Here is a 26210-nt window from a genome sequence, read left to right on the forward strand (position 1 = left end):
GTGTAACGCGGTGCCTGCTCATGAAGATCGGCCCGCAGCCATGTGTGAAACGCATGGCTGCGGGCATTTGTTTTGAAGCGTGCTTTTCAACCAATGAGAAATGAGGTCGTTATGAAAGAGCCGGCCAATATCAATACGACGACCGTACAACCCACCCCGACCGCCACCGTGTACGGCATGCCGGCCTATGCCGATCGTGCTGCAGCCGTGGGTGAAGTGCATGCGCGCCCGCATCTGTTGCTTCAGGCCCCCCGCGGTATATTGCAGCTCTCTTTCATGACCGAAGGCGACCAGGCCAGGGATCAGATGGCGATGAGCGAGTTATCTCATCGCTTCGGCGTTGCCGAGCCCGACCACGCTACGCCGCTACACGGCGTGACATGGGATGAGGGAGACCTTCACTGTGAAAAGCACACCGAGTTCTCTACGTATCTCTGGTGCGCTTCGCTGGATTCCAAGACGGGAGAGCCTTGCGGAGAAAATCCCTTCAAATATGGATTTGTTCCTCGGCCGGTCGTATCCGGCATCCGCTTGAGACTTCTTCCGTGGATGCCAGAAACGGAGAAGGAGGCTGATCGCTTCGATCCTGCCAGCCTGTGCTACTCGCTGGTAGAGAACGGCTCTGCCGCCATCTTGACCGACTTCCGACAGGATGAGGATGGCCTGACGCAGATCCTCATCCTTGCTCGTGATTTGACCCCGGCGCGGGCAGGTGCGCTGGCTCAACGTCTATTGGAGATCGAGACGTACCGTACCTTGGCGTTGCTGTCTCTGCCGTTGACGCGATCGATGACGTCGGAGCTGCGACGCATGGAGTCGCGCCTTGCAGCGATCACTGACGAGATGTGTACGAGTTTGGTAGAACGCCGCGATAGCGACGTGCTGCTTTCCGAATTGACCGGTCTGGCCGCCGAACTGGAAGCTGGCGTCGCGGCAAATCTCTATCGCTTCGGCGCCAGCCGTGCCTACTACGAGATCGTCGAGGAAAGGCTGGCTGCGCTTTCAGAAGTGGCCGTATCCGGATACAGCACCTGGGCGGACTTCCTGCAGCGTCGCATCGCTCCAGCCATGCGGACGTGCCAATCCGTAAAGGAGCGCCAGGCCAAGCTCTCCGACAAACTGACCCGAGCCATCGCGTTGCTGCGTTCGTGGATCGACGTCGAACTTGAACGCCAGAACCGCGATCTGCTGGCTTCGATGAACAACCGGGCCAAGTTGCAATTGCGCCTTCAGCAAACCGTCGAAGGCCTGTCGGTCGCGGCAATTTCTTATTACGTCGTGAGTCTTCTCGGCTACCTGCTCAAGGGCATTCCGATCGTTCACGACAGCGTGGCGCCGGTGATGGCGGTTCTGGTACCTGCGGTGATGCTGACGATCTGGTGGATCGTCCGCAGGATAAGACACGCCCACAGCGACACGGCGGCGGAAGAGAAATCTTCCTGACGAGCTGCCGTCCTGGCGCGCGATAGCTGCGCCGTCCGTTTGAACAGAGGAGAACAACATGCCAAGCAATTCTTTCGGTGAATCCTCTTGTACCGCTGCGGCCTGCATTGAAGCGTTTGTAGACCTTATTCCAGTAGCCAAACGCCTTGGGCAGGTCTCTCCAGGGACATCCCGTGCGCATGCGGTACAGCATGCCCTCCACGGTCATTCGTAGATCACGCTTGTTGTAGATGGCCTTGTGCAGCAGAATTTCCCGCAGCTTCGACCAATGCTCATCGCTGAGCAGTAATCGGGGCATTGCAAGCTCGTATCGATGTTGGGTCAGAGCTTCAACGATACGGGCTTGCTCTTATAGATCAATGGGTTAGCGCGAAATGGCAACAGACCCTAGCAAACCAGTTCAAATAACGTGGCGCAGTAGTTTTATCAGGTCCAAATGCGCCGTTTGGCCTGCGTCAGTTTCCCGGCGGTCTCCAGCTGTACATACACCAAACGCCTCTGGTCATCCACCGCGTCGCAACTCCCTGACACCCCGGCCCAGCTTGCGGCGCAACAGGGCCCGCAGGGTCACCCCATCCGAGTACCCGACCTGTGCGGCGACTTGGTCGACGCTCGCGTTTCCGGTGCGCAAGAGATGGACGGCATGCTCCACGCGCAGGTCCTGGAAATACGACAACGGTGTCTTGCCCAAAACGCTTTGCAGCCGCCGCGCCAAGGTGCGCTCGCTTGTGCCCGCGGCGCTGGCCGCCTCGGCCAGCGAGAACCCCTTCGCGAGCTGACTTCTGGCCCAGCACTCGAAGCGCTCCACCATCGGGTCGGCATGCGCAAGGTGGTCGGGAATCACGAACTCGGCTTGCGAACTGCGTGCCTCGACCAGCAGATAGCGTGCTACTAGGGCCGCCAGCGCCGGATTGCGCCCCCGGATGATGCGCAAGGCCAGGTCGACGTGGGCCAAAGCGGCACCCGCGGTAGTGAAGCGTGTCGAGTTCACGATCATGCGTGACTCGTCCAGCGTGACGTTCGGATAGCGCTGCCGAAACATCGGCCCCAGCCACCATGACGTCGTCGCACGATGCCCATCAAGCAGGCCACTCTCTGCAAGCAAGAAACTACCGGAGCAGGCGGCACCAAGGTGCGCGCCAGCGGTGGACCACAGCTGTAGCGCGGCGACCGCATCGGGCACGTCGGGGCGTGTGAGCCGAGCCGAGAGCGTGTCAGGCATCTTGTCACCAAACGCGGGCACGAGCACGACGTCTGGTTCTGGCACACCACGCGCAGTGACCACGGGGACCGTCAAGCCTTGCGCAGTCCGGATGCGACGCCGCACGGCCACCAGCGTGATCTCGATGGGCGCGGGAGCCTGTGGCAGCGAGCCCGCCATTGCGTTGGCCAAGCCAAGGGTGTCAGTCAGGGCCGCAAGCCCCAGATCAAACACGCCATCACAAACAAGGATGTGGATTTTCATGGCAACAATGATATCAATGTTGTCATTATTGCCTATAGAGATGTCTATTATGAAGACTTAGGCTGCTGTCTCGTCGATCCCTTCACCCACTTTTCCATTTACCCCAAGGATTACAGCATGACCAAGCTCGCCCTGTTTGTTCGCCTCGAAGCCAAACCCGGCCAGGAGGCTGCGCTTGCCGACTTCCTGGCCAGCGCACTGCCACTCGCCAACGCAGAGTCCGGCACCACTGCCTGGTTCGCATTGAAGTTTGGCCCTTCGACGTTCGGTGTGTTCGATGCCTTTGCCGATGAGGCAGGTCGCCAAGCACATCTGAACGGCCAGATCGCCGCGGCCTTGATGGCCAACGCCGCGACCTTGCTCAGTTCTCCGCCCAATATCGAGAAGGTCGAACTGCTTGCAGCCAAACTGCCTGCATGACAACCCGGCCTTGACCCAATCAGGTCACGCTGCAGGATGGGGGTCACAAGCTCTACGCAGCGATCCCCCCCTCGATTGCACTTGCCCAGGGAGCTACTTTCCACAGCGATGGGGGGCAATATTGCAGCCAGAACTTCCAAGCTGCGTCAGCAAGCAGGGGCAACATCAGGGCTGGCTGTGATGTTCCGATTCGTCGGGTAGTTATCGAGAAGTACCGACTGTTTGCAACGTGTCGGTACCGAGAGCCGTCTGGGCGAGCCAGATTTCCGGCCAATCGAAAGTCCGCAGTCCGCAAGCGCGGACCGATAGAGCGGTTTGTTGAAAATCAACGACCTAGCATCGGGCCGTGCGGGCTAGTGAGGGTTTCTGGGGGTTCGTACGTAACGATTCGAACTCCTGCGGGGGCTCGGAGCCGGGGGATTTGAATCCAAAGACAAAAATACCCAGCTCAAATCAGCGTTTCAGGCACTTGGTCTCTGAAAACTGATTTGTAGGATTTCACTCTTAAGCAATATAGGAACCTTGAGCCTTCCGTCAAGAGCGCAACCAAAACGATTTCCAGTTTAAAGGCGCCGCGCGGTGCGGGAAGGATGTTCTGGGTTCAAATCCTCGATAGGGATTTGAACCGGCAGCTTGTTGGGGGCTCAGTTGACCGAGGTGGCGGCCGAATTTAATCGTGCGTTTTCCTGCGTGGCTTCATTCAGCAGCTTATCCCACGAGTCAGGTGGATGTCCGCTTGCGAGCATTTTTCGAAACACCTCGTAGGCGTCATCGCTGCTCTCATAGGCACGCTTGGTGTCTTCGTCATTAACCCACGCCAAGATGATTACCTTGCTTGGGCCGTGGTACCGGAAGAACAGCCGATACTGCTGAAAAAACTTGGCACGGAACCAGTGCTTATGTTCCTCGCCAAATGTGCCACCTTGGCGGTATTCGGGCTTGCTCGGGTCTTGTGGGATAACGTCAAAAGCCAGCTTGGTGATGGCTGCCAGCCGCTTGGCTGCATTATTCTTGCGATAACCCACGGGGTCTTTTTGTTTTGAGAGCTCAACTTGCTGAATGAGGGTTTCGAGCTGATCCAGAAACAAGGGGTGCGCAAATACTGTCCAGCCATGAGCAACCAGTGGCTTACCTTGGTCTTGGCTCATTCATCGTCTGCCGACAGCGGGGCATCCAGATCTATATCGTTGCTATCGACCAGCGAATGAATGCGTGCCACGAGATCTGAATCTATGGCTCGCAGGTGCTGAGGGTTCGCTGCGATGTCATGTGCAAGAAAGCTGAGAAACTGGCCGATTGCCGGGTCATCCTCAGTGGGCTCAGCACGGCTCAGCACGACCTCACCGCTGGGGCGAATCGAGTAATGGATTTTGTCGCGCTTGTTTAGCTGAAGTGCGCGGCGAACCGTTTCTGGTACCGTCGTCTGATAGCGGTCGGTAAGGGTGGATTCGACTTCAAGTGCTCTGGCCATGACTTGCTCCGGCTCGTGTGAGTTGTTTCAAGGTAATGCGGATGCATTACCTTGTCAATGCGGTTGCATTGTCTGAGCTGGGGCGATAGTCGAGCAATGGGCTAGCTGAATACCGTGCTCCAGTTGCGGGTAACCAGCGTCTTACATGCTTCTGAGGTGCCGCCAAAACATCTCCGAGATACTGTCTGCATGTCGGCTTCAGTGACATAAGTGATGCTGTTCCCATCCTGGTCAATCAGCACACCCCCTGCGCCAATTAGCAGCGCATGACCTGCAGCCACATCGTGTGCTGAAACCGGCACAAGCGATACGCCTGCATCCCCATCACCTGCTGCGACTCGTGCCAACCGATAGGCGATGCTGGGCATCGCCACAAAGCAACCTGGTGAGCACAATTCAGAATTGATTTCGGGCTTGTTCGTTGCCGCAGTGCTGACCATAACTCTGCTGTCTTGATTCCATTCTTTTTGGGCGAGTGTCGCTTTAATGGGGCTCCCATTGCGAAGCACACACGGTGCCCCTTTTGCCCATGCGACGCAGTCGGAATCACCAGTGATTGGGTACTTCATCCTCAAAGCCCAGTCGGCAGAACCAGCGATAGGCCAGGTTTAAGTGCACCTCTTCTCACGATCGCCGTTTGGAAAGGATGCCATAGCAGTAGCCGACGACCAGCATGCGCACCATCAATTCCGGGTCAATCGAGGTGCGCCCGATGGGGCTATAGAAATCCGCCAGGTAGGCACGCAGATCGCTGAGATCCAGGCACTGGTCGATGCTGCGTAAGAGGTGTTGGGGCGGAACGTGGTCTTCCAGATTGAACGAGTAGAACAGGCACTGCTGTCCTCCTGGTAACTGTCCCATCATGCTGTTCGCCCCCGCGCTAGCTGACAGAGCAATTCTGCCAACAGCATGGGGGGAGCAGCTACTTTTTCAACAGAATCGGCCAATAGCGGTCATCAGGGCTGGCTTGAATCGGGGCCGAAGGATTACGCTCTCAGCCCCATAATTGCTGGTCAGACAGTTACCACGATCTTGCCGATCTGCTGATTGGCTTCAAGGAAACGATGGGCATCCTGGATGTCGCTAAGTGCGAATGTCTTTGCGATGATCGGGCGCAACGTACCGGACTTCAACCCTTGCAGAATAAAAGCCTTTGCTCTCTCTAGGGCTTCAAGGTCGGCCACAATCTCTGCGTAGATATAGCCCTTCAAAGTCAGGCTTTTGCCCAGCACGGTAAACAGTGGGAATGGTGTCGGTTCAGAGCTAAGTGCGCCGTACTCCAGCAAAATTCCGCCCCGCGCCATGCTCTGCGTGAGAGGTTCAAAGGACGGCCCGCCTACAGGATCGAATACAACGCGAGCGCCTTGACCGGCAGTTATCGTCATAACACGCTCGACGATATCCTCTTCATCGCTGACGATGACATGCGCAGCGCCTGCATCAAGTAGGGCTTGCTTCTTCGCGTGAGTTCGAGTGATCGCAATCGATGTGGCGCCGACCATACGAGCCATTTGGAAGGCGGCCAAGCCAACACTGCTTGACGCGGCGGTAACGATGACAAAATCGCCCTGCCGTAGCTTCGCCTGTTCAATCAATGCCCCCCAGGCGGTGACGTACTGCATCCAAGACGCCGCAGCCTCTTCAAAGGACAAGTTCTCAGGGCTCTTTACCACCAGGTGGGCCGGTACATTGGCCAACTCGCCGTAGGTGCCCCAGCGAGCAATATCCAGAGGTGGGATCAGAGCGACCGAGTCACCAATCGTGATCTCGGTTACGTCGCTCCCAACTGCCGTTACGATGCCTGCGGCCTCGTAGCCTAAGCGGCTGGGGAACTCCGCTTCTTGTAGGTATGCGTGATTGCGGAACATCACTTCGGCTCGGTTCAAGCCAATGGCTTTAACACTAATTTGCACCTCGTTTGCTGCTGGTGCCGATACTTCCAGATCTTCCAGCTTCAGAACGCTGGCGTCACCGTATTCATGAATTCTGACAATGCGTGCCATCATAGATATCTCGTTTATCAATGGGCCTCGACGTACATCCGGAAGGTATCCGGGCACTCGAAAGGTGACGAAAATTTAGTCATTGGTTGGCGCTAGATAAAGGCCTACGATGGCGCATTACTAGAAACAGAGTGTTTATAATGGATCGCCTGACCCAGATGGCCACGTTCGTCAAAACAGTTGAGCTGGGTTCATTCAGCGCCGCTGCGGACGACCTGAATCTCTCCCCTCAATTGGTAGGGAAACAGGTGAAAATGCTCGAACAACATCTGGGTGTTTCCCTGCTGCACCGGACTACGCGCAGGCAAAGCCTCACCGACTTCGGCAGGGCGTTCTACCCGCGAGCAAAACTGATCCTTGCAGACATGCAGTCTGCCGAGAACCTGGCAGCCCTCACTCGGGGCACACCAAGCGGCCGCCTTCGCATCAACGCGCCGGTCACGTTCGGAATTCGCACGCTTTCGCCACGCCTGCTGGAATACATGGTTCGGTATCCTCAGGTGTCTGTTGACCTAACGTTATCGAACGAACTGGTCGATATCGTTGATGATGGTTACGACGTGGTATTTCGCATCGGCGAGCTGGTGAGCAGTGGGTTGAAGGCAGTGCCACTGGAGCCCTATCAGATGGTTTTATGCGCTGCGCCGTCCTATCTTGCACGTCGCCCTCCCATCATCAATCCGTGGGATCTACAGCAGCAGGAGTGTCTGGGGTTTACCTATTCTGATGGCCGCTCACACTGGAGCTTCGACAGCCCGGAGGGGCGTATAGATGTTCCTATTACAAGCAAATTAACGATCAATCAAGGTGATCCACTGCTGGCAGCGGCTGTAGCTGGTCTAGGTGTGGTTCTACAGCCGATAGAGTTGGTTAGCGATGCACTGCGCGATGGGACACTGGTGCGTCTGTTGCCGCAGTACCCCGTGCCGAATACCGCAATGCACATCCTCTATACCCCTGACCGAAGAATGACTCCAAAGCTGCGCAGCTTCTTGGAGTTTGCGCGTGAGGCTTTTGGGCAGCGAGGCCCTCTCTAACGCACGAAAATCAATGTCTGCGCTATCCGGTATTCGTAAAGGACGACGATTACCGTGGCTCACCGGATATGACCAAGCACCCCTTGCTGAGGAAGTACCTGCTGGAGCACTTCGCGGCGGAAGTCGAAGAACTGAAGGATGCCGTGTTCGTTGGCCTGGGGCCGCAGGTCCATAAGGTGCTGGACCGCCTGATCCAGGAGCGGGTGAATCGCCCCATCCATTTTCGCACCTCGCGATTGAAACCTGGAATCACACCAGGCAATCCTGCTCCATGAACCTCAAACCGCAGTCAAAATAAGACCGTAAATTGAGTTGAGGTGATTATGATCGGGTGCCAACGGGAACACCTTAGAAACCCAAGACGCCTCCCTAGATCATTGGTAACTTCAAACTCAGGAGCGTTTGGCTTCAACGCAGCCTAAACCCAACCGACTGCGGGCAGCTCTACTCGCCAACGCACGCAAAGCCACTCTCACAGATAGGTGACTGCGATGCTTGACAAGGCTCGAAAGGTTCATATACTCGCGCTCACTGTGAGCAATCCAACAAATCAAGGTTTCTTGCATAATGCGCTGAAGCCTTGATTTGGCCGGGATATTGAAGTTTGGGATTCAAATCCCCCCGGCTCCACCAAATACACATCTAAGGGCGTCCACGGACGTCCTTTTTTTTGTCTGAAATTCAGTAAACACGGGGCTTTCAGCGCTACCGGCATCCATGGATGTCCGTCGACATCCATGTGCTCGTGTATTCCTGGTGGTACTGGCGATGCTGTCGATTTCGGCCAGCAGGTGCGCGCGGTACTGCTGGGTCTGCAGCAAGGCGTCGGTGATCTTGTGCAGGCCAAGCTCGGCCCGCTGAATGGTTTCGATGGCGCGGCCGCTCTGCTCCTGGCCATTTTGCGGAGCGTCGGTCATCAGGCGCTGGCTCAGCTCGGCGAAGCCGGACGACAGGCCATTGATAGCGCTGCCGACCTGCCCACGGGCCAGATCCAGGTGCTGCCCCCACATGGGCAGAACACCCGAGACAAGCGACTGCAAACGCTCGCGTAATTGCAGACAAACGCGCTTCGCGCGCCTGTCGTTGCAAGGCTCATCGTGGCACTCGCGGCTTTGTGGCAAGGCCGCATTGACGCGATCCAGCAGCTGCTGGCCGTGTAACGGCTTTTCGACGTAATCGAACGCACCGCGACGCATCGCCTCGACGGCAGTCGCCACGTCAGCGTGACCGGTAATGAAGATGATCGGGGTGTCGATACCCCGCGCGAGCAGTTCGGCTTGAAGCTGCAGCCCTCCCATCACAGGCATGCGCAGATCCGACAGGATGCACCCGCAAGCCAAAGAAACATTCGTATCGAGAAACGCCCTTGAAGACGCGAAGCAGTACACGTTCAGACCAATGGACCGAAGCAGCGCCGCATGCACTTCGAGGATGTGGGATCATCGTCGATTAGAAAAACGCTGGCCTGCTTCGAAGGAGTGTTCATAAAACTCCAAAGATTTGTAAAGACGCCAGCCAGTCATTCTAAGCATCCCCGGCGTGCTGCCAAATCCGCAGCGTCACAGTTCCGACCGCTCCCTATCCAAAGCAAACATCTCCAGGCACACCGACATGACCTGGCATGCCATGCCGACATGCGGCACGCACCAATCACGGCGAATCACCTCAAATGAAAAGGGCCATTCACAGCTCAATCGGAGGTGATCCATGAGTATCGATCCGCTCGACCGACCGCATAATCAGCAGCCCGTCCCGGGGCAAGACCAGAATCCCAGCCATAGCCCCGCGCCCGATTTCGTCACGGATAACCCAGACGTGCAGAAACGACCGGACAACGATAACCGACCCTCCGGTAGACCTGCTCCCGGACCAGGCGTACGGCCAACCGATCCTATACGGCGCGTCAACGATCCCAACGAACCTGGGTCGGGAAATCCGCTGCCCTGAATTTATTCCTCAGAGCGCCCCGTGCCGTCACGGTCACGGTCGTAGCGCCTCGTGAGCGGAAACGGTGGCAGCCAGGATTCACGCCGGACGACCCAGCTTTCGTAGCTTGGTATCAGCTGGTCAGGCGCATCCAGGGAGCCCAGGTGCACCTCGATTTCATCGCCAGTACGTGCGAACACGGACGAACCACAGCGAGGGCAGAAGAAGCGTCCGGCGTAGTCGCGTGTTTCACCGCTGATCGTCACCGCGTCTTGGGAGAACACCGCCGCCGCGTAAAACAGGGCTCCATGATGCTTGCGGCAGTCGAGACAATGGCAAAGGCCGACGCGATATGGACGGCCTGTCGCCACGATTTGAACGTTGCCGCAAAGGCAACCACCGGTGAATCGCTCCACGCTGCTTCTCCTCACAAACGACTATGCCGGTAGCTGTGATGGCCACCGATGCCTTCAAAGACCTGGGCAGCATTTAAAACGCTGCCCCGACCACCCCTGGCCTAACCAGACCTGCATTGCAAAAAGCACATCAGCCGAAAAGTACCAGGCCGCGGCCGACAGCGATTCGACCCGCCGCAACGGCACTGGCTTTTCAGCTCGTGCTAGATGCCCTTGCCCAGCATCTGACCATTCACGATCTCGCCGTATAGGTTGACACCATCGTTTGCGTGGTATTTGTCACGCGTCTTTTCAACCGAGCCACCGATCAGACGTGGATCCTGCGGGCGCTCGTGGCTGTTCATGAACGCCGCGACATGCCAGGCGTCTTCGTCGGACAGGGAGCCGCCCTTGCCCAGTGGCATGTTCTCCTTGATGAACGCGGCGGCGGTATTGATACGGTGCATGCCGGCGCCCCAGTTGAACGAGTCCGCCCCCCACAGGGGTGGGAACACATAATTATTGCCGGACTTCTGCCCTTCACCATTCTCACCATGACATATCGCGCATTGAGCAGCGTAGACCTGCTTTCCCTTTGCAAGGTCATAGCCACCCTCGGGCTCCGGCACCTCGGGATAAGCGCGGCCTGGCAACTCCTGACCCGTCGGCGCACCGGTCGCGAGCCAGTACGAATACGCCGAGAGCGCGGCGATCACCGGGCCATCGGCCTCCGGCGCCTTGCCGTTCATGCTGAATTGAAAGCAGCCCTGCAAACGCTCAGCGTAGCTGTTCACCTTGTCGTTCTTCTTCCGGTACGCCGGATACATGGTGTAGGCAGCCCAGAGCGGTGCAGAGTTGGCTTTACGGCCCTGCTCAAGGTGGCAGTTAGCACAGGCGAGTCCGTTGCCTACGTAGTCAGGCGCCCAGTTTTTGGTGTCGACAAATATGGCGCGCCCTTCCTGCACCAGCTTTCCAAACGCATTGTCCGGCAGCTCGCTTTCCTGTGGAGGTTGGAAATACCGATCGCTGGCGGGGTCGCCCGCGCCGGTGAGAATCTGCGACTGATCCTCCATCGCGATGTCATCCGCATGCGCGGGGATGGCGAGTGCCATCAACAGCAAGGCGCTTCTGTGAACGTTCATCGTCCTGCCCCTGTTTCGGTCAGGCCGGCGAAGTACGCCGAGACGGCCTTTACCTCGTCCTCGGTAAGGTTGCGGGCGATGTGCCCCATCAGGTCGTTAGGGTCATTCTTGCGGGTGCCCTGACGCCAAGCGTTCAGCTGCGAGGAGAGATACTGAGCCGATTGTCCTGCAAGCGGAGGGAAGGATTCACCGACCCCCACTCCACTCGGCCCATGGCAGGCGACGCATTCTGGGATGTTGCGCTCCCATGCACCGCGCAGCGCGAGCGTTTCTCCGGGGCCGTCCACCACATCGTCGCGTCCGACGGGCCGGACATCGGGTCGCGGCTTGTTCGCGAGCATGGTCGTGACTGCTTTCGTTTCCTCGGGACTCAAGGCAGCGGCGATGGGCTGCATGATCGGGTTGGCGCGATCGCCGGAGGCAACATCAGCCAGCTGCTTCTGCATGTACTCGGCGGACAGTCCGGCAAGCCGTGGAAATCCGGCGGCTGCCATTCCTTCGCCTTCGGCACCATGACAGGTAACGCAAGCCATCGCGGCAGGCTTGGCCCCGCCTTTGGTATACACGGCTACAGGGTCGGCGGCCTGTGCAGTTGTTATTGATGCCGCAAGGATGCCGGCGAGGGGCCAGCTAGAGACGTTCATACAAGCCTCACTATTGTTATCGGGTTTTAGCGGTAAACCGTTGTTGGGTACCCATCACTGATCCGTCGATAACGGCCCCATGATCGCCTTAAGCGAATCAGGCCGGGGAGCGCCCTGCTGTTGCTGCAAACGGCCCTCATCGTCCAGGTAGTAAATCGCGGGTGTCGCCGAGGCGCCCATCTCACCCATCAGCATCAGGTTGGCTTCAAGCTCTTCTAGTACCTTGGGTGAAATAGTCTCGATCGGCTCAAGCTTGCTCGCCTTGCCTGCCGCTTCATGGGCGTTCAACGCTGCCTCGGGGTCCTCCGCGGCCAGCAGCGCCGCAGACTTACCGGCACTGTCCGGACGCAGCATGCCGACCATCACATGGCGAAGCTGAACGTCTCCGGCTTCGACCCAGGGCCGTGCCTGTTTCCAGAAGACATTGCAGAACGGGCAGTTCGGATCGGAGAACACATAGACGATCCGACGCGCGTCGGCTGAGCCATCGGTGATCAAGGTGCTACCTTCGAGCCGCTGCCACATTTCCTTGCCCAAAGGTTCGTAGACCAGCTTTTCAAGCGGCGCTTGTGTCAGGTCTTCGCCGCTTGCATCGAGCAGTGTGCCGATCAGGACGTGCTCTCCGTCGGGCGTCAGGTACAGCCCGATGCCCTGCCCGTTGTAGCGTGCGGCATAGCCCGTCAGACCACCTGGCGCCTCGAAGCTGCCGACGACTTCGGCACCTCGGGATTCAACAGCCTGAATTGCCGGAGGTAGAGCGTCGGCCAGCGCGATGGGCACCGACATCACGGCGATAGCAGAAAACAGCAGGGACGCTGATCGCAGATTATTCATGCTGGGCATTCCTCTCCAGTTGTTCGAGAGCCCGTGCCAGGCTGGCGCGGGACAGTTCACCCAGGTGACTGCCAACCTGGCGCCCCCCGGCGTCGTAGAAAAGCGTTGTCGGCAATGCCGTGGATCCGACGTGCTGGCCAAGCCTGCCGCCGGTGTCGAGCAGCACGTTTTCCAGGCCAAGCCCTTCGGCATTGAGAAAGTCGGTGATGACCCGCTCACCCTCGCCCTGGTTGACGAAAAGAAAGGTCACGTCCGGTTCATTGCGCTGCGCTTCGGCCAGTACGGGCATCTCCCGGCGGCATGGCGGACACCAGGTGGCCCACAGGTTGACGACCAGGGGCTTGCCGGCGAAATCGTGCAGCGCAACAGGCCTGCCCTGGTGGTCTCGCAAGCCCATTTCGGGCAGTCGCGTGCCCTGCTCGAATGCATGAAGCGCAGAGGTTCCGAAGCCCCAGCTCAACACACCCACTGCCAGCGCAGTGCCAAGCGGCTTGCGCAACCCACCGTCACGCCAGGCGAGCCAGGCGCCGAGCAGCAGGGCCACCAGCACGCCCGGCCAGGCGATGAAGCCACCGTCGCGGATATCAATCACACGCCAGGGCTCGTCATGGAAATGCTCGAGATACATCAACACGAACGCCAGGCGGGCAACCAGCAACGCCGCTAGCAGCAACCTGAACAACTGCTGCTCGGGATTGCGGTCGCTACGTCGCCCAACCCACCAGCCCGTCAGCATCGCCAGAAACAGACTCACAAGAAGCAATACATGCGGTACGGCCAGCGACAGCGGCCCCAGGTTGATCGTCAGCATCAGCCACGCTCCATCGTTTCGTTCCATTTACTCAGAAACTGGTTGGCATCGACCTCGCCGGTGATCCGCTGCGAACGGCGCTCCACCCCGTCCGGCCCAATCAACAGCAGTGTCGGCGGGCCCATCACTTGATAGCGATCAAGAAGCTCCCGGGTCGCAGCGTTGGTATTCGTCACATCGGGACGCAGCACACGTACATCCTCGAGCGAGGCCTGCACCCGGGCATCGCCAAAGACTTCCTTTTCCATGACTTTGCAGGACACGCACCAGTCTGCGTAGTAGTCGACCAGTACCCATTGTCCTGCGGCCCTGGCCGCGGCGAGCTCACGGTCAAGGGCTGCCGGCTCGCTGAAACCGACAAAACCATGCGACGCCTCGATGGGTATCGCCGAAGCGACACCGCCGGTGAATACGCCGAGCGGCCGGGTTGGATCCTGCGCACCGCCCGCCGCTCCCAACACCAGCGCCACGCCCCAGACGCCGGTCAACGCAGCGACGGACCGACACAGTGCCTGATGCAGCTCAAGTTGACGCGACAGTTGCAGCAGCCCGCTGGCGGCGATCACCAGCAGCGCCCCCCACAAACCTACCCACAGCGAGTCCGCCAACAACGGGCGGAGCACATAGAGCGCCGCAACCAGAAACAGGAAACCGAACGCGACCTTCACCCGGTCCATCCAGGGCCCCGGTTTCGGCAGGAAGCGATTGCCCAGCGTCACCAGCAACACCAGCGGCGTACCGATCCCCAGGCCCAGCGCGAACAGCACGAGGCCTCCGGTCACTGCGTTGCCGCTCTGAGCGATATACAACAACGCTGCAGCGAGCGGCGCGGTCATGCAGGGCCCGACCAGCAATCCAGACAGCACGCCCAGCGCACTGGCTCCCGCCAGGCTGCCACCCTGGCGCTTGCGTCCGGCCTGTTCCAGCCGATCACGCAGGCCGGCAGGCAGCTGCAACTCGAAGAAACCGAACATCGGCAAAGACAGCAGGACGAACAGACCAGCGAAGCTTCCGATCAGCCAGGGCTGCATCAGCCATCCCTGCAGGTTGGCACCGAGCAGCGCAGCCACGACGCCAAGCGCCGCGTACACGAGCGCCATGCTGATCACGTAAGACGCGGCTAGCGCCATGCCGCGACGAGGGCCAGCCTGGCTGCCGACCACGATACCGGCAAGGATCGGCAGCATCGGAAGCGAGCAAGGCGCAAAGGCCAGTAGCAAGCCAAGTCCAAAGAAAACCAGCAGGCTCCAGCCAAGCGCCTGCTGATCCAGGCCGCTCGCCAACGCCTGATCGTCGGCTTGCACGGTTTCTGATGGCCCTTGCCCGGCGTCACCCAGAGCTACCGTGCGCGTCTGCGGTGGATAGCAGAGTCCGGCATCGGCGCAGCCTTGCCATCCCAGTTCGAGCGAGGCGACATCCGCGTCCTGAATGACGACTTGCAGGCTGTCGCGATAGATCTGCGAGTCGCCAAAGTACTCATCGTGATAGGGCTGGCCGGGCGGCAGTACCGGCTCGCTGCCAGCCGGCAATCCAACGAAACGCAGCCGTTCCTGATAGAGGTAGTAGCCTGGCGCGATATCCCAAGTCAGGACCGTTGAGCCAGTCTCGGATCGTTCGACGTGGAGACTGAACGCCTGGTCCACCGGCAGGAACTCCTGTTGTTTCTGGCCAAACGTGAACGGTGAGGCGCTTGCCAGCTGAGCAAACCAGAGGCAACAGGTCAGAACGAGAAATATTGCTCGCATGCATCAAACCCTGTAATCAAATACGCGGCGAGCATGGCGGCCCGGGATTAAGAGCCCATTAACGAATCACCAATCGCTGGGCGCGGGTCCCGCAATGGATGTATGAAACGCCATATGACGGTTGCCGCCAGCGAACCTGATCAAGTCGGCGTACCATCCATAATGCTCCGTTAATCCTGGCCGAAGACACTGGCTGGCGTGTTTCCAACGACCTCAATCCATGCATGTTCTGCTGACAGAAGACAACGCGCTCATCGCGAGCGGAATCGTCGCTGGGCTCGAAGCTCAGGGCTTCAGTGTGGCCCACGCCGCTACGGCGGCGCAGGCCGACGCCATGCTGCGCAGTGCCCGCTTCGATCTGATGATTCTCGATCTGGGTCTGCCCGACGAGGATGGGTTGGCCTTCCTTCATCGTCTACGCCGTCGCGGAGCCGAGCTGCCCGTACTGATTCTGACCGCACGAGATGCGGTGACTGAACGGGTTTCCGGGTTGCACGCGGGTGCCGATGATTACCTGGTCAAACCGTTCGACCTGCGCGAGCTCGCCGCCCGCCTGCTTGCGCTGCTGCGGCGGGCCGCCGGCCGCACGAGTCACCTTATCGAGCACGGATCGCTGGTCTACGACCCGGCAGCCTGCGCCGCTTCCTTGAACGGCCACCCCATCGATCTGTCCCGCCGTGAACAGGCGCTGCTACAAGCGCTTCTGCACAACCCCGGGCGCGTGCTATCGGCCGAGCAGCTCAAGGACGCGGTGTACGGGCTGGGAGAAGACGTCGAGAGCAACGCCCTCAATGTCCATATCCATCATCTTCGCCGCAAGCTCGGCAATGGCATCGTCGAGACCGTACGAGGGCTTGGTTATCGCCTGGGCGCGGCCGGCCAGGATGATCCGGCTCAGGAAGCCGGATCATGAGCCTGCGCCTTCGCCTGACCGTCACGCTCGGCGCTGCATTCGTCCTGCTCTGGGGGCTGGCGGCTACCTGGATGCTGTTCGACGTTCGCAACCAATTGATGCTCTCGCTCGATCAGCGTCTGGCGGCATCCGCCCGAATGGTCGCCGGCCTGTTGGTGCAGCTTCCTCAACCCCAGCTGGGTGAAGGCGGCGCTGCCCGGCTGAGCGCAGAGCAGCTGGGCATTCCGAATGGTCTCGCCTGCCAGGTCAGCTCGTTACGTGGCGAGGTCCTGGCACGCAGCCACGCGGCGCCAGACGATCTTCTGGACGCCCAGCGCACCGGCTTTCACGATCAGATGATCGCCGATACGGCCTGGCGCAGCTTTACCCTGATCCAGAATGGCATGCGCATCACCACGGCTGATCGTCTCGATGAACGCGATGCGCTGAAGCGATCGGTTCTCCTGGCCGCCGCGCTCCCGGTATTCATCGCGCTGCTGGGGAGCCTGATCGTGCTATGGATCGGCATCGGCAACGGCCTTTCGCCGCTCAGGCGAATCCGTATCGCGTTGGCGCAACGTAGTGCCGATTCAGTCGAGCCACTGCACATCGAGCGGTTGCCGCGGGAGCTGGCGCCGCTGGTCGAAACGCAGAATCAGCTGTTCGCACGGATCGCAAAGACCCTCGAGCGCGAGCGCCGCCTGACCGACGATGCCGCGCATGAGTTACGCAGCCCGTTGACGGCCATCAAGACCCACCTGCAGGTCGCCGCGATGACCGACGGCGATACGGCCAAACGGGCCCTGGCCCAGGCCGAGATCGGCACCGATCGCCTGCATCGAACACTGGAGCAATTGCTCATGCTCGCCCGCGTCGAGGGTCGCGTTTCGTTCGATGACGGCCTTCGCTGCACGGCAATCGATGTGGCACAGCTGGCGATCACCGACGCCAGCCAGCAGGCCGGCCCAGCCATCGACATGCATGCGGCGGACAACCTGTCTCGCCGCGTTCTGGCGATGCCGCCCGCCTTGGCCATCGCAGCGTTGCGCAACCTGCTGGACAATGCGCGTCGCCACACACCGGACGGCACGGCTGTCCGCTTGACGCTCGAACCGCATGGCGAGCGCAAGGTCCGCTTCAGCGTGCAGGATCACGGACCCGGCATTCCGCCCGAGATGATCGAGCGTTTCACCGAGCGCTTCTGGCGAAGCACCGAGGGCGACGGCAGCGGGCTTGGATTGTCTATCGTCCAGGCCATCGCCGAGCGCTGTGATTGTGAGCTCAGTTTCATACCGCTTAGCGACGGCCTGCGAGTCGACCTCGTCGTCGATCTGGAAAGAACGGACTAGTGCATCGCCCGGCCGCATAGCAGCGCCACCTCCAGCGCTACCGCCTGCAAGCGCCTCTGTCACTGCACACCTGGCCGGCTATGACGGGTGCGCATGCCGCGAGTCCGTGGGCGCCTCGTCGCGATCCTCCAGGCCATAGTCGCGAATGACCGTGGCGACGCGGAGCCGGTAGTCGGCAAAGATGACCTCTCGGCCAGCCTTCTGGATGGACCGGTGAGGCTCGAAGTTCCGCCACTGCCTCACGGCCTCTTCATCCCGCCAGAACGAAAGCGAAAGTATCTTTCCGGGGTTGGTCAGGCTTTCGAAGCGTTCGATCGAGAGAAAGCCGTCGATACCGTCCAGGTGCGCGCGCAAGGCATTCGCGGCCTCGAAGTAGTTCTGGCGCCGGTCGGCATGAGGCACCACCTCGAAAATCACCGCGATCATGACGCGCCTCCTGCACTCACGGGTGCCACACCGAGCGTGCCGTCCACCACCTCGACGAACGTGCGCTCCTCCTTGAGGATCAACCGGCGCTCATGCGCCATGGCGAAGTTGCGGCGTCCGTCAGGATCGGATCGCAAACGGGCACGGTATGTCTCGTAGGCCCCCAGGCTCTCGAACGCGATCAAGCCCCAGGCGATATCGTTGGTTCCCTCGTGAGGCAGGAAGTAGCCCAGCAAGTGCCCGCCGCACCTGGGAATGATGTTCGCCCAGTGTGTGGCGTATTCCTTGAATGCGTCGCGCTGGAAAGGATCGATCTCGTAGCGGATAACGCAGGTGATGCCCATGTGCTTTCCTCCTCTCGAACAGGTAGGGGCACGGTAGCGCTTTGCCGGCCTTTGGTGGTTCGACTAGGATCGAACCATGACTGACGGCCCTAATATCGTGCGCATCGCGGCGCTTATCGGAGACAACGCTCGAGCGGAGGTCCTGTCCGCTTTGATGTCCGGTGGCGCCCTGACGGCTACTGAACTGGCGAACGTCGCCGGTGTGACCAAGCAGACCATCAGCTTTCACCTTGCTAAGCTGCTCGACGCTGGGTTGCTGAAGGTCGACCGGCAGGGTCGGCATCGCTATTTCCGCCTTGCCGGGCCGGAAATAGCGCAAGTCCTCGAGTCGCTGATGGGCATGGCGTTGCGCAGCGAAGGTTTTCGTCCACGCACCGGCCCACGCGAACCGGCTCTGCGCAGAGCCCGAATCTGTTACGACCATCTTGCGGGTGAGCTGGGGGTCCGGGTGTACGACGAGATGCTCGGTCAAGGGGTGTTCGAAATCCGTCAGGAAGGCCTTTGGCTCACCGAACATGGTCGGGCGTGGTACCACCGATTAGGGATCGACACGGATGCGGTCGCGTCTTCGAAACGCTCGTTTTGTAGAGCATGCCTGGATTGGAGCGAGCGCAGGCATCACTTGGCCGGTGCGCTCGGCGCCGCCCTCCTGATAAGAATCCAGGAGCTTGGCTGGGCGAAGCGAGCCATGGACTCGCGCGCCATCATCTTCAGCGTGGAGGGCGAGGCGTCACTGCTGGCCACCTTCGCCTCGACGCGTCCGCCGTCAGCGCCAGCCGATCCCACCCGAATCACCTCGACTGCCCCAACTGTCGCTTGAGCTGTTCGACCTGACCCTTTTCCGCGCGCAGGCCGGCGGTCAGCTCGGCTTTTTCCTGTTCGAGCCGCTGGATCACCTCGCCTAGGCCTTGTAGCAGCTCACGCAACACGCTCAACTCCTCCCTGTGCTGTTGGGTGTGCAGCCACTGCACCCAGAGCAGTATCGCCAGTACCAGCACCGCACACAGGGCGATTCCCGTTGCCAGCCAAGACACACTCATCGCACTCATATCAATTCCTTCTGCTCTGACACCGGTCGATCCCGGCAGTCGGCGCACCTTATGTCGCGTTACACGACAGGTCGATAATGTTTACCTGAACAGGTAAACAAACACAGCGGATAAACCATGCAGGAAAGAAACGTGCGAAGGCGCCGGAAAATCCGCCGCTGGCATATCTACGCGCGACGCGTCAGTTCCGCCAGGCGCTACGCGGACAGACGAGCCTGCGATATGTCGTTATTAGCGACATATAAAAAATCGAAGACCGGACGGCGCCACTGCCAATGGAGTGGTGCGCTGCGCGACCGCATCGCCAGTGAACCGTTCAGCGGAACACAACGGGAAGGCGATGAGCGGGCACTGAAATCAAGTCGCCAGCTGTCAGAATGACATCACCGCTGCAGAGGCGCAGCGACTCTTCTGAATCGAGCACGAGCCTGCTAATCATGTCTTCCGAAAAACTCTACACCATTGTCCTGGAACACAGCCTGGAGGTACTCCTCGAGGCCGCCACGATGGAGCAGGTCGAAGCGTTCTGGGATGCGTATGACACCCGCTACTTCGGCCTGCGCATGGAAGAGGAAAACAGCCACCACGCACGAGTCATCGTCACGGACGAGATTCCCGAGGATGAAGAAGCCGATCTCTGCATCGGCTGATTCCGCTTCCGGTTACTCATCGTCGATGATTCGCGCAGCCATGGCTTGCTTGCCGTCCAGCTGAAAGAACAGCGTTGCAGCCAGCATCGACATTACGCCAATGCACAGGAAGGTCAGGTGAAACGCCCGTAACACGGCCTCGCCGTCTGCACCCGGAACGGTAAAACCACCTAGTAACGCACCCGCCGAAGCCACACCCAGACTCATCGACAACTGCACCACTACCGATAGCAGGCCGTTGCCGCTGCTGGCGTTCTGGTCGCTGAGCCCAACCAGCGTCACGGTATTCATCGCGGTGAACTGCATCGAATTGACCATCCCGATCAGGCTCAGGTGCAGTAGCAGGAGCATCGTCGGGGTGTCTCCATCGATCGTTGCCAGGCTGCCGATCAGGCTTCCCAGCAACAGGGTGTTGCTAACCAGGATGCGCCGATAGCCGAGACGATCGATCAGCGGCTTGGCCAGGGGCTTGATAAGCATGGCGCCGAGCGCCAGCGGGATCATCGTCATACCCGCCTGCGCTGGCGAATAGCCCAGCGCCACCTGCAGCAGCAGCGGCAGCAGGAAAGGCAGCGCCCCGCTGCCCAGACGGGCAAACAGGTTGCCGAAAATGCCGACGGCGAAACTGCGGGTATGGAACAGCGACGGACTGAACAGCGGCTTTTCGACATGCCCGGCACGCAACCAGTACGCCGCCAGGCAGGCACTGCCGATCACCATCAACAGCAGGACACATGCGTGCGGCATGTGCATCTCGCCGAGCCCTTCGAGCGCGATGGTGATCAGCACCATCGCGCTACCGAACAGCAGAAAGCCGATAGTATCGAAGCGTGTCCGCTCGGTGCTTTTCAGGTCGGGCATGAAGCGAAACGCTGCGATACAGCCGATCAACCCGACCGGCAGATTGATCAGGAAGATCCAGTGCCAGGACGCATACTCCACCAACCAGCCACCCAGCGTCGGGCCGATCAGCGGACCGACCATGCCCGGTAGTGCGATGAAGGTCATGACCCGCACGAACTCGCTGCGCGGATAGGCGCGCAGCACCACCAGACGCCCGACCGGCAACATCAGCGCGCCACCGATGGCCTGCACCACCCGCGAAATCACCAGCTGATTGAAGCTCACACTCATTGCGCAGAGCAGCGAGCCGAGCGTGAACAGCAGGATGGCGGAAAAAAAGATTCGTCGAGAGCCGAAGCGGTCCGCCAACCAACCAGACGCCGGGATCAGCAGCGCCACCGTGAGCATGTAGGCGATCACCACGCCTTGCATGCGCAGCGGATCCTCGGCGAGATCGCGTGCCATGGCCGGTAAGGCGGTGTTGAGAATGGTGCCGTCGAGGGTCTGCATGAAGAACGCGATGGCGACCAGCCAGGGCAGTACGCGGGCGGTTCGGGCGTCCAGCACAGCGGTTTGAGGCATAGGCTCCCCTGACTTGAAAAATGCACATGGTAGGCCGCACCCCGGCGAACACACAGACAATTTTTAACGGTGGCGTATCCCGTTGGTCTTTGCCACGTGCGTGAGAACGGTGTTCTTCGCAGGGTGTGACAACTCAACGCAGCGAAGGCTGCAATCGCGCGCTACTCGCGTCTTTGAGCGTTGCGGAGGAGGTCGACGAGATGGGCTCGCGGTATACGTAACAAACTATTTCGCCCAGAATTGACGCGAATCATTATCGTTAAGCATCGCAAGTGCGACCCTCACAACTCAAATCTCATATGCCCTTTCGGAGGCTTCATGCGTATTCCCGCTACCCTCGCCATCACTTCGCTGTTGCTCGCGCCCCTCGCTCAGGCCAAGGAATACCCCATCGGTGAACCGCAGCAGTGCGGTGGAATGGAAGTGGGTGCGGTGTACCTGCAGCCAGTGGAAATGGAACCGGCCGGCATGATGCGCTCCACCGCCGACTCCGATGTCCATCTGGAAGCCGACATCGCCGCCACCGAAGACAACCGCAACGGCTGGCAGGAAGGCAGCTTCGTCCCTTACCTGAACATCCGCTATGCGCTGAGCAAGAAAGGGTCGAACGAGAAGATCGAAGGCGACTTTCATCCGATGGTTGCCAACGATGGCCCGCACTACGGCGATAACGTCAAGCTGATGGGTCCGGGCAAGTACACCCTGACGTTCGTCGTGTCGCCGCCAAATGGCGAGCACGGGATGTTCGGTCGTCACGTTGACAAGGAAACCGGCGTTGCGCCGTGGTTTGAACGCTGCGAGCTGAACTACGAGTTCACCTATGCCGGCATCGGCAAGAAGGGCGGCTACTAAGCCGGAGGTCAGCATGCGCCGCACCCTGTTCCCTGTCCTAGCCCTGCTTGCTGTCGGTTTCGCCGGCGGCGCGCAGGCCGGATTACCTACCTACGAGCTGACCATCCGCGACGGCCATTTCGAACCGGCGGCGATTGAGGTGCCGGCTCGTCAACGTTTCAAGATCGTCGTGATCAACGCCGGCAGTGGCCCCACCGAATTCGAGAGCACGCCCCTGCGGGTGGAAAAGGTGCTCTCGCCCGGTGTCACCTCGTTCGTCGTCATTCATCCGCTCAAACCGGGCCGCTATCCCTTCTTCGACGAGTTCCACATGGACCTCCCGGAAGGGGAAATCATCGCCAAGTAGTTCCTTCCGAGGAGAAGCGACATGGGCCAATCAATGTTCATCGTCTGGCGCGAAAGCGTCGAGGCGCTACTCGTCATCGGCATCCTGCATGCGTGGCTGAGCCAGCAGCCGGACAACCGTCATGCGCTGCGCATGCTCTGGGGTGGCGTGGTCGCCGGGCTGGGCCTGGCCTCGCTCTTGGGTTGGGGCATTCTCAGCGCCGGCGACTGGCTGGCCGGCCGGCCGGGGAGTGGTTCCAGTGCGCCATGCTGGTGATCGCCGCCCTGTTGATCCTGCAGATGGTCGGCTGGATGCATCATCACGGCCGCGACCTCAAGCGCAATCTGGTGGACAGCGCCGCCGCGCATCTGAGCCAGGGCAGCGGCATTGGCCTGTTGGTGCTGGCGATGCTCGCCGTGGCACGAGAAGGCAGTGAAACGGTGGTGTTTCTCTACGGCATCGGCCACCAGCAGCAGGGTGCTGACCTGACCGGTTTCGTAATTGGCGGCGTGCTCGGCTTCGTCCTCGCCCTGCTCAGCTACGCGGCGCTGCAGGCCGGCAGTCGGCTGTTTTCCTGGAAACGCTTCTTCGCAGTCAGCGAGACGCTGCTGCTATTGCTCGGTGCCGCACTGCTGATGGCCGGGCTCGACCGGCTCAGCGGCCAATTGATGGGCATGGAGTTACCGGAAGCCTTCTACGCAATCTTTGGCGATCCGCTGTGGGATACCTCTGCGCTGCTCGATGATGGCGGCACGCTGGGTGGCACCATTGCCGGGCTGACCGGCTATCGGGCCATGCCATCGACGGCAGCGGCGATAGTCATGGCGCTGTACTGGCTGGCGGTCTGGGGCTGGTTGCGAGCGAAGCCGGAGGCTCGTCTGGAGGCTCGCATCGCATGATCGCTAATACTCCCTGGCTGGCACGCATCGGTGATCTGCTGCGCCAGCATGCCTCCACCATCCGCCTGATCCAGTGGCTGGTGGTGGGCTTCTATCTGGTCCTGCTGCTGGTCCCGGCAGTGCTCTCGCTACCGCCGTCCGAGGCGCGCATGCTCGACAACATCACGGTGTTCGCCCAGTTCCTGTTCTGGGGACTGTGGTGGCCCTTCGTACTGCTGTCGATGGTGCTGTTCGGTCGACTCTGGTGCGGCGTGCTTTGTCCCGAAGGCTCGCTCAGCGAATGGATCAGCTGGCGCGGGCTGAACAAGCGCACCCCGCAATGGATTCGCTGGAGCGGTTGGCCGACCATTGCCTTCATCCTTACCACCGTCTATGGGCAGTTGATCAGCGTGTATGACTATGGCCGCGCCGCCGCGCTGATTCTCGGCGGCTCGACCGTCGCCGCGATGATCGTCGGCTTTCTCTATGGCCGTGGCAAACGCGTATGGTGCCGGCACCTGTGCCCGGTGAGCGGCGTGTTCGGTCTGCTCGCACGCCTGGCACCGATGCACTACAAGGTTGATGAGGAACGCTGGCAGGCCAATCAAGGACCGAAGCTGGCGACCCCCAACTGCGCGCCGCTGATCGACATCCGCCGCATGCAGGGCAACGGCGAATGCCACGCCTGCGGTCGTTGCAGTGGCCAACGTGGGGCCGTCGCCCTCACCGCCCGTTCACCGAACCAGGAAATCCTGATCGTCGGCAACCAGCCGCAACAGGGGCATTGGGACAGCACGCTGCTGCTCTTCGGCATGATCGGCCTGGCCATGGGCGCCTTCCAGTGGACGGTCAGTCCCTGGTTCATCACGCTCAAGCAGACGGCCGCCGAGTGGTTGGTCGACCGCGATATCTTCTGGCCGCTCGAAGCCAACGCGCCTTGGTGGCTGCTGACCCATTACCCACAGGCCAACGATGCCTTCACCTGGCTCGACGGCGCGGCGATTCTCACCTACATCGGCGGCTGCTCGCTCATCATTGGCGGCGCGCTGTGGCTGCTACTGCGCAGCGCTGTACGGCTGATGAACCGCGGCGGTGACGTTTTCCATCACCTGGCGCTGACGCTGACGCCGCTGGGCGGAGCCGGGTTGTTTCTCGGGCTTTCGGCCACCACCATCAAGCTGCTGCGCTACGAAGGGTTCATCCTCGCCTGGGCCCAGCCGGCACGCGCTCTGTTGCTGGCCGGAGCCATCGGCTGGAGTCTCTATCTCGCGTGGAAGGTGATCAGCCGCTACGGCGCCAATGGGCTGCGCCGGCTCACCGCGTTCAGCTGCGTCGTCTTGGGCACCGCGGTCGTTGCCTATGGCTGGTATCTGCAGTTTTGGGGTTGGAGCTGATCCGCCGCGCTCCGCAATGGTGGGCTGAAGCCCACCCTACTGCTAAGCGTGCCATCGGTTGGAGTCTCTATCTCGCGTGGAAGGTGATCAGCCGCTACGGCGCCAATGGGCTGCACCGGCTCACCGCGTTCAGCTGCGTTGTGTTGGGCACCGCGATGGTTGCCTATGGCTGGTATCTGCAGTTTTGGGGTTGGAGCTGATCCTTCGCTCCGCAATGGTGGGCTGAAGCCCACCTACTGCTAAGCGTGCCCTGTAGGGTGGGCTTCAGCCCACCGCAACGCCGTAATGCCGAATGCCATAACGCCGCAACGATCGCCTAGCCGCGCAGCACGAAGGACGGAAACAACTTCCCCAATCGCTCCCAGAGCTTCTGCTGATCATAGGGCGCGCGGTTTTCGCGCAGTGATTCGTCGAGCATCCGAGCCGTGCGCACGCATTGCACGGCGAAGCGTTCGACACCCAATCTGCGCAGGCGCTGCGCCATGTCCCAGAGGCGATCGGCATCGAACAGCTGCCAATGCACGGTGATCCGGCACTCGTGTGCGACGCTGCTTTCCAGCAGGTAGTCGAGGCTTTTCCAGTTGGCGCTGCCGCTACCTTCAACACCGGTGATCAACGTGCTGTGCTCGGGCAGCGCCTTGACGTCAAAGCCCACCCAGTCCACCAGCGGCAATACCTGCCGGAACAGTTTCGGTTTGATCCCGGCGCTGTGCAGTCCGATCTTGAAGCCCATTGCACGCACCTCGGCAATCGCCTCGGGTAACGCTAGCTGCAAGGTCGGCTCACCTCCGCTGAAGACCACGGCATCGAGCAAGCCCGCACGTTGCCGGAGAAAATCCAGAATGTCTTCCCAGCTTTTCTCCTGCGCGCCACTGGCGGGGATCAATTGCGGGTTATGGCAGTAACGGCAACGCCAGCCACAACCCTGGCAGAACAGCACGCAGGCCAGATGATCCGGAAAATCCAGGGTGGTCAGGGGAACCAGTCCCCCGACCCGTAGCCTCGCATTCACTCAGGCGTGACCTGGGCGGCCGCTTCGGTGAAATGCTGGCGCTCGCGGTGCTCCGATTGCTTGCCCGGATTGAATGCCGCCACCGGGCGGTGATAGCCCATGACACGGGTCCAGACTTCACAGCGCTGGCGTTGGGTTTCGGGGAGTTGAGTCGTTTTCATGGGTCGCTCCTTTTCTAACGATGTCTAACGGATGGATGAAAGTGATGTAGCAGCGAGCTTGCCCGCGAATCGTGGGCGCGCCTGTTTCGCGATCGAGGACCGGGCATCCTCTCGCTC

The 26210-nt window shown here is 60.3% G+C and carries 30 protein-coding genes and 3 pseudogenes; 13 read left to right on the plus strand and 20 right to left on the minus strand.

Annotated elements, in window-relative coordinates; genetic code table 11:
* Positions 1-111 precede the first annotated feature (111 nt).
* Entirely contained in the window at positions 112-1443 is a 1332-nt protein-coding gene (locus tag DQ405_RS05170) for a DUF3422 family protein (protein WP_168423215.1), read from the plus strand.
* Positions 1444-1546: 103 nt separating this feature from the next.
* Here DQ405_RS05170 and DQ405_RS05175 read toward each other — a convergent pair.
* Positions 1547-1741, minus strand: a pseudogene (locus DQ405_RS05175) (transposase); the annotation flags it as partial.
* Positions 1742-1945: 204 nt separating this feature from the next.
* A complete protein-coding gene (locus tag DQ405_RS05180; protein ID WP_168423216.1) occupies positions 1946-2908 on the minus strand; it encodes a GlxA family transcriptional regulator in 963 nt (320 codons plus the stop codon).
* A gap of 117 nt (positions 2909-3025) precedes the next feature.
* Here DQ405_RS05180 and DQ405_RS05185 point away from each other — a divergent pair, with 117 nt between their 5' ends.
* Positions 3026-3328 carry a putative quinol monooxygenase gene (locus DQ405_RS05185; RefSeq protein WP_007182542.1) on the plus strand — a complete coding sequence of 101 codons (303 nt, stop codon included), beginning with the start codon at positions 3026-3028 and terminating at the stop codon, positions 3326-3328.
* A gap of 644 nt (positions 3329-3972) precedes the next feature.
* Here the strand turns inward: DQ405_RS05185 and DQ405_RS05190 are convergent.
* From DQ405_RS05190 to DQ405_RS05210, 5 genes and pseudogenes are all read right to left on the minus strand, one after another.
* Positions 3973-4476 (minus strand): type II toxin-antitoxin system YhaV family toxin, encoded by a 504-nt coding sequence (locus DQ405_RS05190; protein WP_168423217.1) that lies wholly within the window; start codon positions 4474-4476, stop codon positions 3973-3975.
* Positions 4473-4799: a type II toxin-antitoxin system PrlF family antitoxin gene (locus DQ405_RS05195; protein ID WP_015275815.1), complete on the minus strand. Its 327-nt coding sequence runs from the start codon at positions 4797-4799 to the stop codon at positions 4473-4475. The genes DQ405_RS05190 and DQ405_RS05195 overlap by 4 nt, the downstream gene beginning before the upstream one ends.
* A gap of 101 nt (positions 4800-4900) precedes the next feature.
* Complete coding sequence (locus DQ405_RS05200) at positions 4901-5368, minus strand: inositol monophosphatase family protein (RefSeq protein WP_157372375.1); 468 nt, start codon at positions 5366-5368, stop codon at positions 4901-4903.
* A pseudogene (locus DQ405_RS05205) lies at positions 5352-5663 on the minus strand (transposase); the annotation flags it as partial. The gene DQ405_RS05200 and the pseudogene DQ405_RS05205, both read right to left, overlap by 17 nt.
* 149 nt (positions 5664-5812) lie before the next feature.
* Positions 5813-6802 (minus strand): zinc-dependent alcohol dehydrogenase family protein, encoded by a 990-nt coding sequence (locus tag DQ405_RS05210; RefSeq protein ID WP_041756905.1) that lies wholly within the window; start codon positions 6800-6802, stop codon positions 5813-5815.
* 140 nt (positions 6803-6942) lie between these two features.
* Between DQ405_RS05210 and DQ405_RS05215 the strand changes: the two genes are divergently transcribed.
* Both DQ405_RS05215 and DQ405_RS05220 read left to right on the plus strand, forming a co-directional pair.
* Positions 6943-7839 (plus strand): LysR family transcriptional regulator, encoded by an 897-nt coding sequence (locus DQ405_RS05215; protein WP_079329350.1) that lies wholly within the window; start codon positions 6943-6945, stop codon positions 7837-7839.
* 68 nt (positions 7840-7907) lie between these two features.
* Positions 7908-8114, plus strand: coding sequence for a hypothetical protein (locus DQ405_RS05220; protein WP_197445814.1), 207 nt, complete (start codon positions 7908-7910; stop codon positions 8112-8114).
* A 336-nt stretch (positions 8115-8450) separates the two neighbouring features.
* Here the strand turns inward: DQ405_RS05220 and DQ405_RS05225 are convergent, their stop codons facing one another.
* From DQ405_RS05225 to dsbD, 7 genes are all read right to left on the minus strand, one after another.
* Positions 8451-9263 (minus strand): response regulator, encoded by an 813-nt coding sequence (locus DQ405_RS05225; protein ID WP_168423218.1) that lies wholly within the window; start codon positions 9261-9263, stop codon positions 8451-8453.
* A 525-nt stretch (positions 9264-9788) separates the two neighbouring features.
* The gene (locus DQ405_RS05230) at positions 9789-10181 is read right to left on the minus strand and encodes a GFA family protein (RefSeq protein WP_168423219.1); all 393 of its coding nucleotides are present in this window, start codon (positions 10179-10181) and stop codon (positions 9789-9791) included.
* A 203-nt stretch (positions 10182-10384) separates the two neighbouring features.
* Entirely contained in the window at positions 10385-11302 is a 918-nt protein-coding gene (locus DQ405_RS05235) for a c-type cytochrome (protein ID WP_168423220.1), read from the minus strand.
* Positions 11299-11946 carry a c-type cytochrome gene (locus DQ405_RS05240; RefSeq protein WP_168423221.1) on the minus strand — a complete coding sequence of 216 codons (648 nt, stop codon included), beginning with the start codon at positions 11944-11946 and terminating at the stop codon, positions 11299-11301. Before DQ405_RS05240 ends, DQ405_RS05235 begins: the two co-directional genes overlap by 4 nt.
* Positions 11947-12000: 54 nt before the next feature.
* Positions 12001-12780 (minus strand): thiol:disulfide interchange protein DsbG, encoded by a 780-nt coding sequence (gene dsbG / locus DQ405_RS05245; protein WP_446730863.1) that lies wholly within the window; start codon positions 12778-12780, stop codon positions 12001-12003.
* The gene (locus DQ405_RS05250; RefSeq protein ID WP_168423223.1) at positions 12773-13591 is read right to left on the minus strand and encodes a TlpA family protein disulfide reductase; all 819 of its coding nucleotides are present in this window, start codon (positions 13589-13591) and stop codon (positions 12773-12775) included. The genes dsbG and DQ405_RS05250 overlap by 8 nt, the downstream gene beginning before the upstream one ends.
* Positions 13591-15336, minus strand: coding sequence for a protein-disulfide reductase DsbD (dsbD, locus tag DQ405_RS05255; protein WP_168423224.1), 1746 nt, complete (start codon positions 15334-15336; stop codon positions 13591-13593). Before dsbD ends, DQ405_RS05250 begins: the two co-directional genes overlap by 1 nt.
* A 220-nt stretch (positions 15337-15556) precedes the next feature.
* Here dsbD and DQ405_RS05260 point away from each other — a divergent pair, with 220 nt between their 5' ends.
* Positions 15557-16249: a response regulator transcription factor gene (locus tag DQ405_RS05260; protein WP_168423225.1), complete on the plus strand. Its 693-nt coding sequence runs from the start codon at positions 15557-15559 to the stop codon at positions 16247-16249.
* Positions 16246-17577 (plus strand): ATP-binding protein, encoded by a 1332-nt coding sequence (locus DQ405_RS05265; protein WP_168423226.1) that lies wholly within the window; start codon positions 16246-16248, stop codon positions 17575-17577. The genes DQ405_RS05260 and DQ405_RS05265 overlap by 4 nt, the downstream gene beginning before the upstream one ends.
* 78 nt (positions 17578-17655) lie before the next feature.
* Here DQ405_RS05265 and DQ405_RS05270 read toward each other — a convergent pair whose 3' ends face one another.
* Together DQ405_RS05270 and DQ405_RS05275 are read right to left on the minus strand one after the other, a co-directional pair.
* On the minus strand, positions 17656-18003 hold the full coding sequence (locus DQ405_RS05270; protein WP_168423227.1) for an antibiotic biosynthesis monooxygenase family protein: 348 nt from the start codon (positions 18001-18003) through the stop codon (positions 17656-17658).
* Positions 18000-18347, minus strand: coding sequence for an NIPSNAP family protein (locus tag DQ405_RS05275; protein WP_168423228.1), 348 nt, complete (start codon positions 18345-18347; stop codon positions 18000-18002). Before DQ405_RS05275 ends, DQ405_RS05270 begins: the two co-directional genes overlap by 4 nt.
* A 76-nt stretch (positions 18348-18423) precedes the next feature.
* Between DQ405_RS05275 and DQ405_RS05280 the strand changes: the two genes are divergently transcribed.
* Positions 18424-19167, plus strand: coding sequence for an ArsR/SmtB family transcription factor (locus tag DQ405_RS05280; RefSeq protein WP_168423229.1), 744 nt, complete (start codon positions 18424-18426; stop codon positions 19165-19167).
* Here DQ405_RS05280 and DQ405_RS05285 read toward each other — a convergent pair.
* The gene (locus DQ405_RS05285; RefSeq protein ID WP_168423230.1) at positions 19139-19396 is read right to left on the minus strand and encodes a hypothetical protein; all 258 of its coding nucleotides are present in this window, start codon (positions 19394-19396) and stop codon (positions 19139-19141) included. The genes DQ405_RS05280 and DQ405_RS05285 overlap by 29 nt on opposite strands.
* A 437-nt stretch (positions 19397-19833) precedes the next feature.
* On the opposite strand from DQ405_RS05285, the gene DQ405_RS05290 reads away from it, so the two are divergent.
* Complete coding sequence (locus tag DQ405_RS05290) at positions 19834-20046, plus strand: hypothetical protein (RefSeq protein ID WP_168423231.1); 213 nt, start codon at positions 19834-19836, stop codon at positions 20044-20046.
* A gap of 12 nt (positions 20047-20058) precedes the next feature.
* Here DQ405_RS05290 and mdtD read toward each other — a convergent pair whose 3' ends face one another.
* Positions 20059-21471 (minus strand): multidrug transporter subunit MdtD, encoded by a 1413-nt coding sequence (mdtD, locus tag DQ405_RS05295; protein ID WP_168423232.1) that lies wholly within the window; start codon positions 21469-21471, stop codon positions 20059-20061.
* 318 nt (positions 21472-21789) lie between these two features.
* Between mdtD and DQ405_RS05300 the strand changes: the two genes are divergently transcribed.
* The 5 genes and pseudogenes from DQ405_RS05300 (at position 21790) to DQ405_RS05320 (ending at position 25120) form a co-directional block, all read left to right on the plus strand.
* Complete coding sequence (locus DQ405_RS05300) at positions 21790-22323, plus strand: iron transporter (RefSeq protein WP_168423233.1); 534 nt, start codon at positions 21790-21792, stop codon at positions 22321-22323.
* A gap of 13 nt (positions 22324-22336) precedes the next feature.
* On the plus strand, positions 22337-22669 hold the full coding sequence (locus DQ405_RS05305) for a cupredoxin domain-containing protein (RefSeq protein WP_168423234.1): 333 nt from the start codon (positions 22337-22339) through the stop codon (positions 22667-22669).
* A gap of 21 nt (positions 22670-22690) precedes the next feature.
* Positions 22691-23547 (plus strand): annotated as a pseudogene (locus DQ405_RS05310) (FTR1 family iron permease).
* Entirely contained in the window at positions 23544-24920 is a 1377-nt protein-coding gene (locus DQ405_RS05315) for a 4Fe-4S binding protein (RefSeq protein WP_168423235.1), read from the plus strand. Before DQ405_RS05310 ends, DQ405_RS05315 begins: the two are co-directional and overlap by 4 nt.
* The gene (locus DQ405_RS05320; protein WP_446730864.1) at positions 24911-25120 is read left to right on the plus strand and encodes a hypothetical protein; all 210 of its coding nucleotides are present in this window, start codon (positions 24911-24913) and stop codon (positions 25118-25120) included. Before DQ405_RS05315 ends, DQ405_RS05320 begins: the two co-directional genes overlap by 10 nt.
* A gap of 116 nt (positions 25121-25236) precedes the next feature.
* On the opposite strand, the gene DQ405_RS05325 is transcribed toward DQ405_RS05320, so the two are convergent.
* Together DQ405_RS05325 and nrdD are read right to left on the minus strand one after the other, a co-directional pair.
* A complete protein-coding gene (locus DQ405_RS05325; protein WP_168423236.1) occupies positions 25237-25932 on the minus strand; it encodes an anaerobic ribonucleoside-triphosphate reductase activating protein in 696 nt (231 codons plus the stop codon).
* Complete coding sequence (gene nrdD / locus DQ405_RS05330; RefSeq protein WP_168423237.1) at positions 25929-26093, minus strand: anaerobic ribonucleoside-triphosphate reductase; 165 nt, start codon at positions 26091-26093, stop codon at positions 25929-25931. The genes DQ405_RS05325 and nrdD overlap by 4 nt, the downstream gene beginning before the upstream one ends.
* Positions 26094-26210 lie beyond the last annotated feature (117 nt).

It is taken from the genome of Pseudomonas sp. SST3, assembly GCF_003325755.1.

Excerpts from the sequence above, each read along its gene's own strand:
- DQ405_RS05170 (WP_168423215.1), top strand. The coding sequence starts at position 112 with ATGAAAGAGCCGGCCAATATCAATACGACGACCGTACAACCCACCCCG.
- DQ405_RS05180 (WP_168423216.1), bottom strand. The coding sequence starts at position 2,908 with ATGAAAATCCACATCCTTGTTTGTGATGGCGTGTTTGATCTGGGGCTT.
- DQ405_RS05185 (WP_007182542.1), top strand. The coding sequence starts at position 3,026 with ATGACCAAGCTCGCCCTGTTTGTTCGCCTCGAAGCCAAACCCGGCCAG.
- DQ405_RS05190 (WP_168423217.1), bottom strand. The coding sequence starts at position 4,476 with ATGAGCCAAGACCAAGGTAAGCCACTGGTTGCTCATGGCTGGACAGTA.
- DQ405_RS05195 (WP_015275815.1), bottom strand. The coding sequence starts at position 4,799 with ATGGCCAGAGCACTTGAAGTCGAATCCACCCTTACCGACCGCTATCAG.
- DQ405_RS05200 (WP_157372375.1), bottom strand. The coding sequence starts at position 5,368 with ATGAAGTACCCAATCACTGGTGATTCCGACTGCGTCGCATGGGCAAAA.
- DQ405_RS05210 (WP_041756905.1), bottom strand. The coding sequence starts at position 6,802 with ATGGCACGCATTGTCAGAATTCATGAATACGGTGACGCCAGCGTTCTG.
- DQ405_RS05215 (WP_079329350.1), top strand. The coding sequence starts at position 6,943 with ATGGATCGCCTGACCCAGATGGCCACGTTCGTCAAAACAGTTGAGCTG.
- DQ405_RS05220 (WP_197445814.1), top strand. The coding sequence starts at position 7,908 with ATGACCAAGCACCCCTTGCTGAGGAAGTACCTGCTGGAGCACTTCGCG.
- DQ405_RS05235 (WP_168423220.1), bottom strand. The coding sequence starts at position 11,302 with ATGAACGTTCACAGAAGCGCCTTGCTGTTGATGGCACTCGCCATCCCC.
- DQ405_RS05240 (WP_168423221.1), bottom strand. The coding sequence starts at position 11,946 with ATGAACGTCTCTAGCTGGCCCCTCGCCGGCATCCTTGCGGCATCAATA.
- dsbG (WP_446730863.1), bottom strand. The coding sequence starts at position 12,780 with ATGAATAATCTGCGATCAGCGTCCCTGCTGTTTTCTGCTATCGCCGTG.
- DQ405_RS05250 (WP_168423223.1), bottom strand. The coding sequence starts at position 13,591 with ATGCTGACGATCAACCTGGGGCCGCTGTCGCTGGCCGTACCGCATGTA.
- dsbD (WP_168423224.1), bottom strand. The coding sequence starts at position 15,336 with ATGCGAGCAATATTTCTCGTTCTGACCTGTTGCCTCTGGTTTGCTCAG.
- DQ405_RS05260 (WP_168423225.1), top strand. The coding sequence starts at position 15,557 with ATGCATGTTCTGCTGACAGAAGACAACGCGCTCATCGCGAGCGGAATC.
- DQ405_RS05265 (WP_168423226.1), top strand. The coding sequence starts at position 16,246 with ATGAGCCTGCGCCTTCGCCTGACCGTCACGCTCGGCGCTGCATTCGTC.
- DQ405_RS05270 (WP_168423227.1), bottom strand. The coding sequence starts at position 18,003 with ATGATCGCGGTGATTTTCGAGGTGGTGCCTCATGCCGACCGGCGCCAG.
- DQ405_RS05275 (WP_168423228.1), bottom strand. The coding sequence starts at position 18,347 with ATGGGCATCACCTGCGTTATCCGCTACGAGATCGATCCTTTCCAGCGC.
- DQ405_RS05280 (WP_168423229.1), top strand. The coding sequence starts at position 18,424 with ATGACTGACGGCCCTAATATCGTGCGCATCGCGGCGCTTATCGGAGAC.
- DQ405_RS05285 (WP_168423230.1), bottom strand. The coding sequence starts at position 19,396 with ATGAGTGCGATGAGTGTGTCTTGGCTGGCAACGGGAATCGCCCTGTGT.
- DQ405_RS05290 (WP_168423231.1), top strand. The coding sequence starts at position 19,834 with ATGTCTTCCGAAAAACTCTACACCATTGTCCTGGAACACAGCCTGGAG.
- mdtD (WP_168423232.1), bottom strand. The coding sequence starts at position 21,471 with ATGCCTCAAACCGCTGTGCTGGACGCCCGAACCGCCCGCGTACTGCCC.
- DQ405_RS05300 (WP_168423233.1), top strand. The coding sequence starts at position 21,790 with ATGCGTATTCCCGCTACCCTCGCCATCACTTCGCTGTTGCTCGCGCCC.
- DQ405_RS05305 (WP_168423234.1), top strand. The coding sequence starts at position 22,337 with ATGCGCCGCACCCTGTTCCCTGTCCTAGCCCTGCTTGCTGTCGGTTTC.
- DQ405_RS05315 (WP_168423235.1), top strand. The coding sequence starts at position 23,544 with ATGATCGCTAATACTCCCTGGCTGGCACGCATCGGTGATCTGCTGCGC.
- nrdD (WP_168423237.1), bottom strand. The coding sequence starts at position 26,093 with ATGAAAACGACTCAACTCCCCGAAACCCAACGCCAGCGCTGTGAAGTC.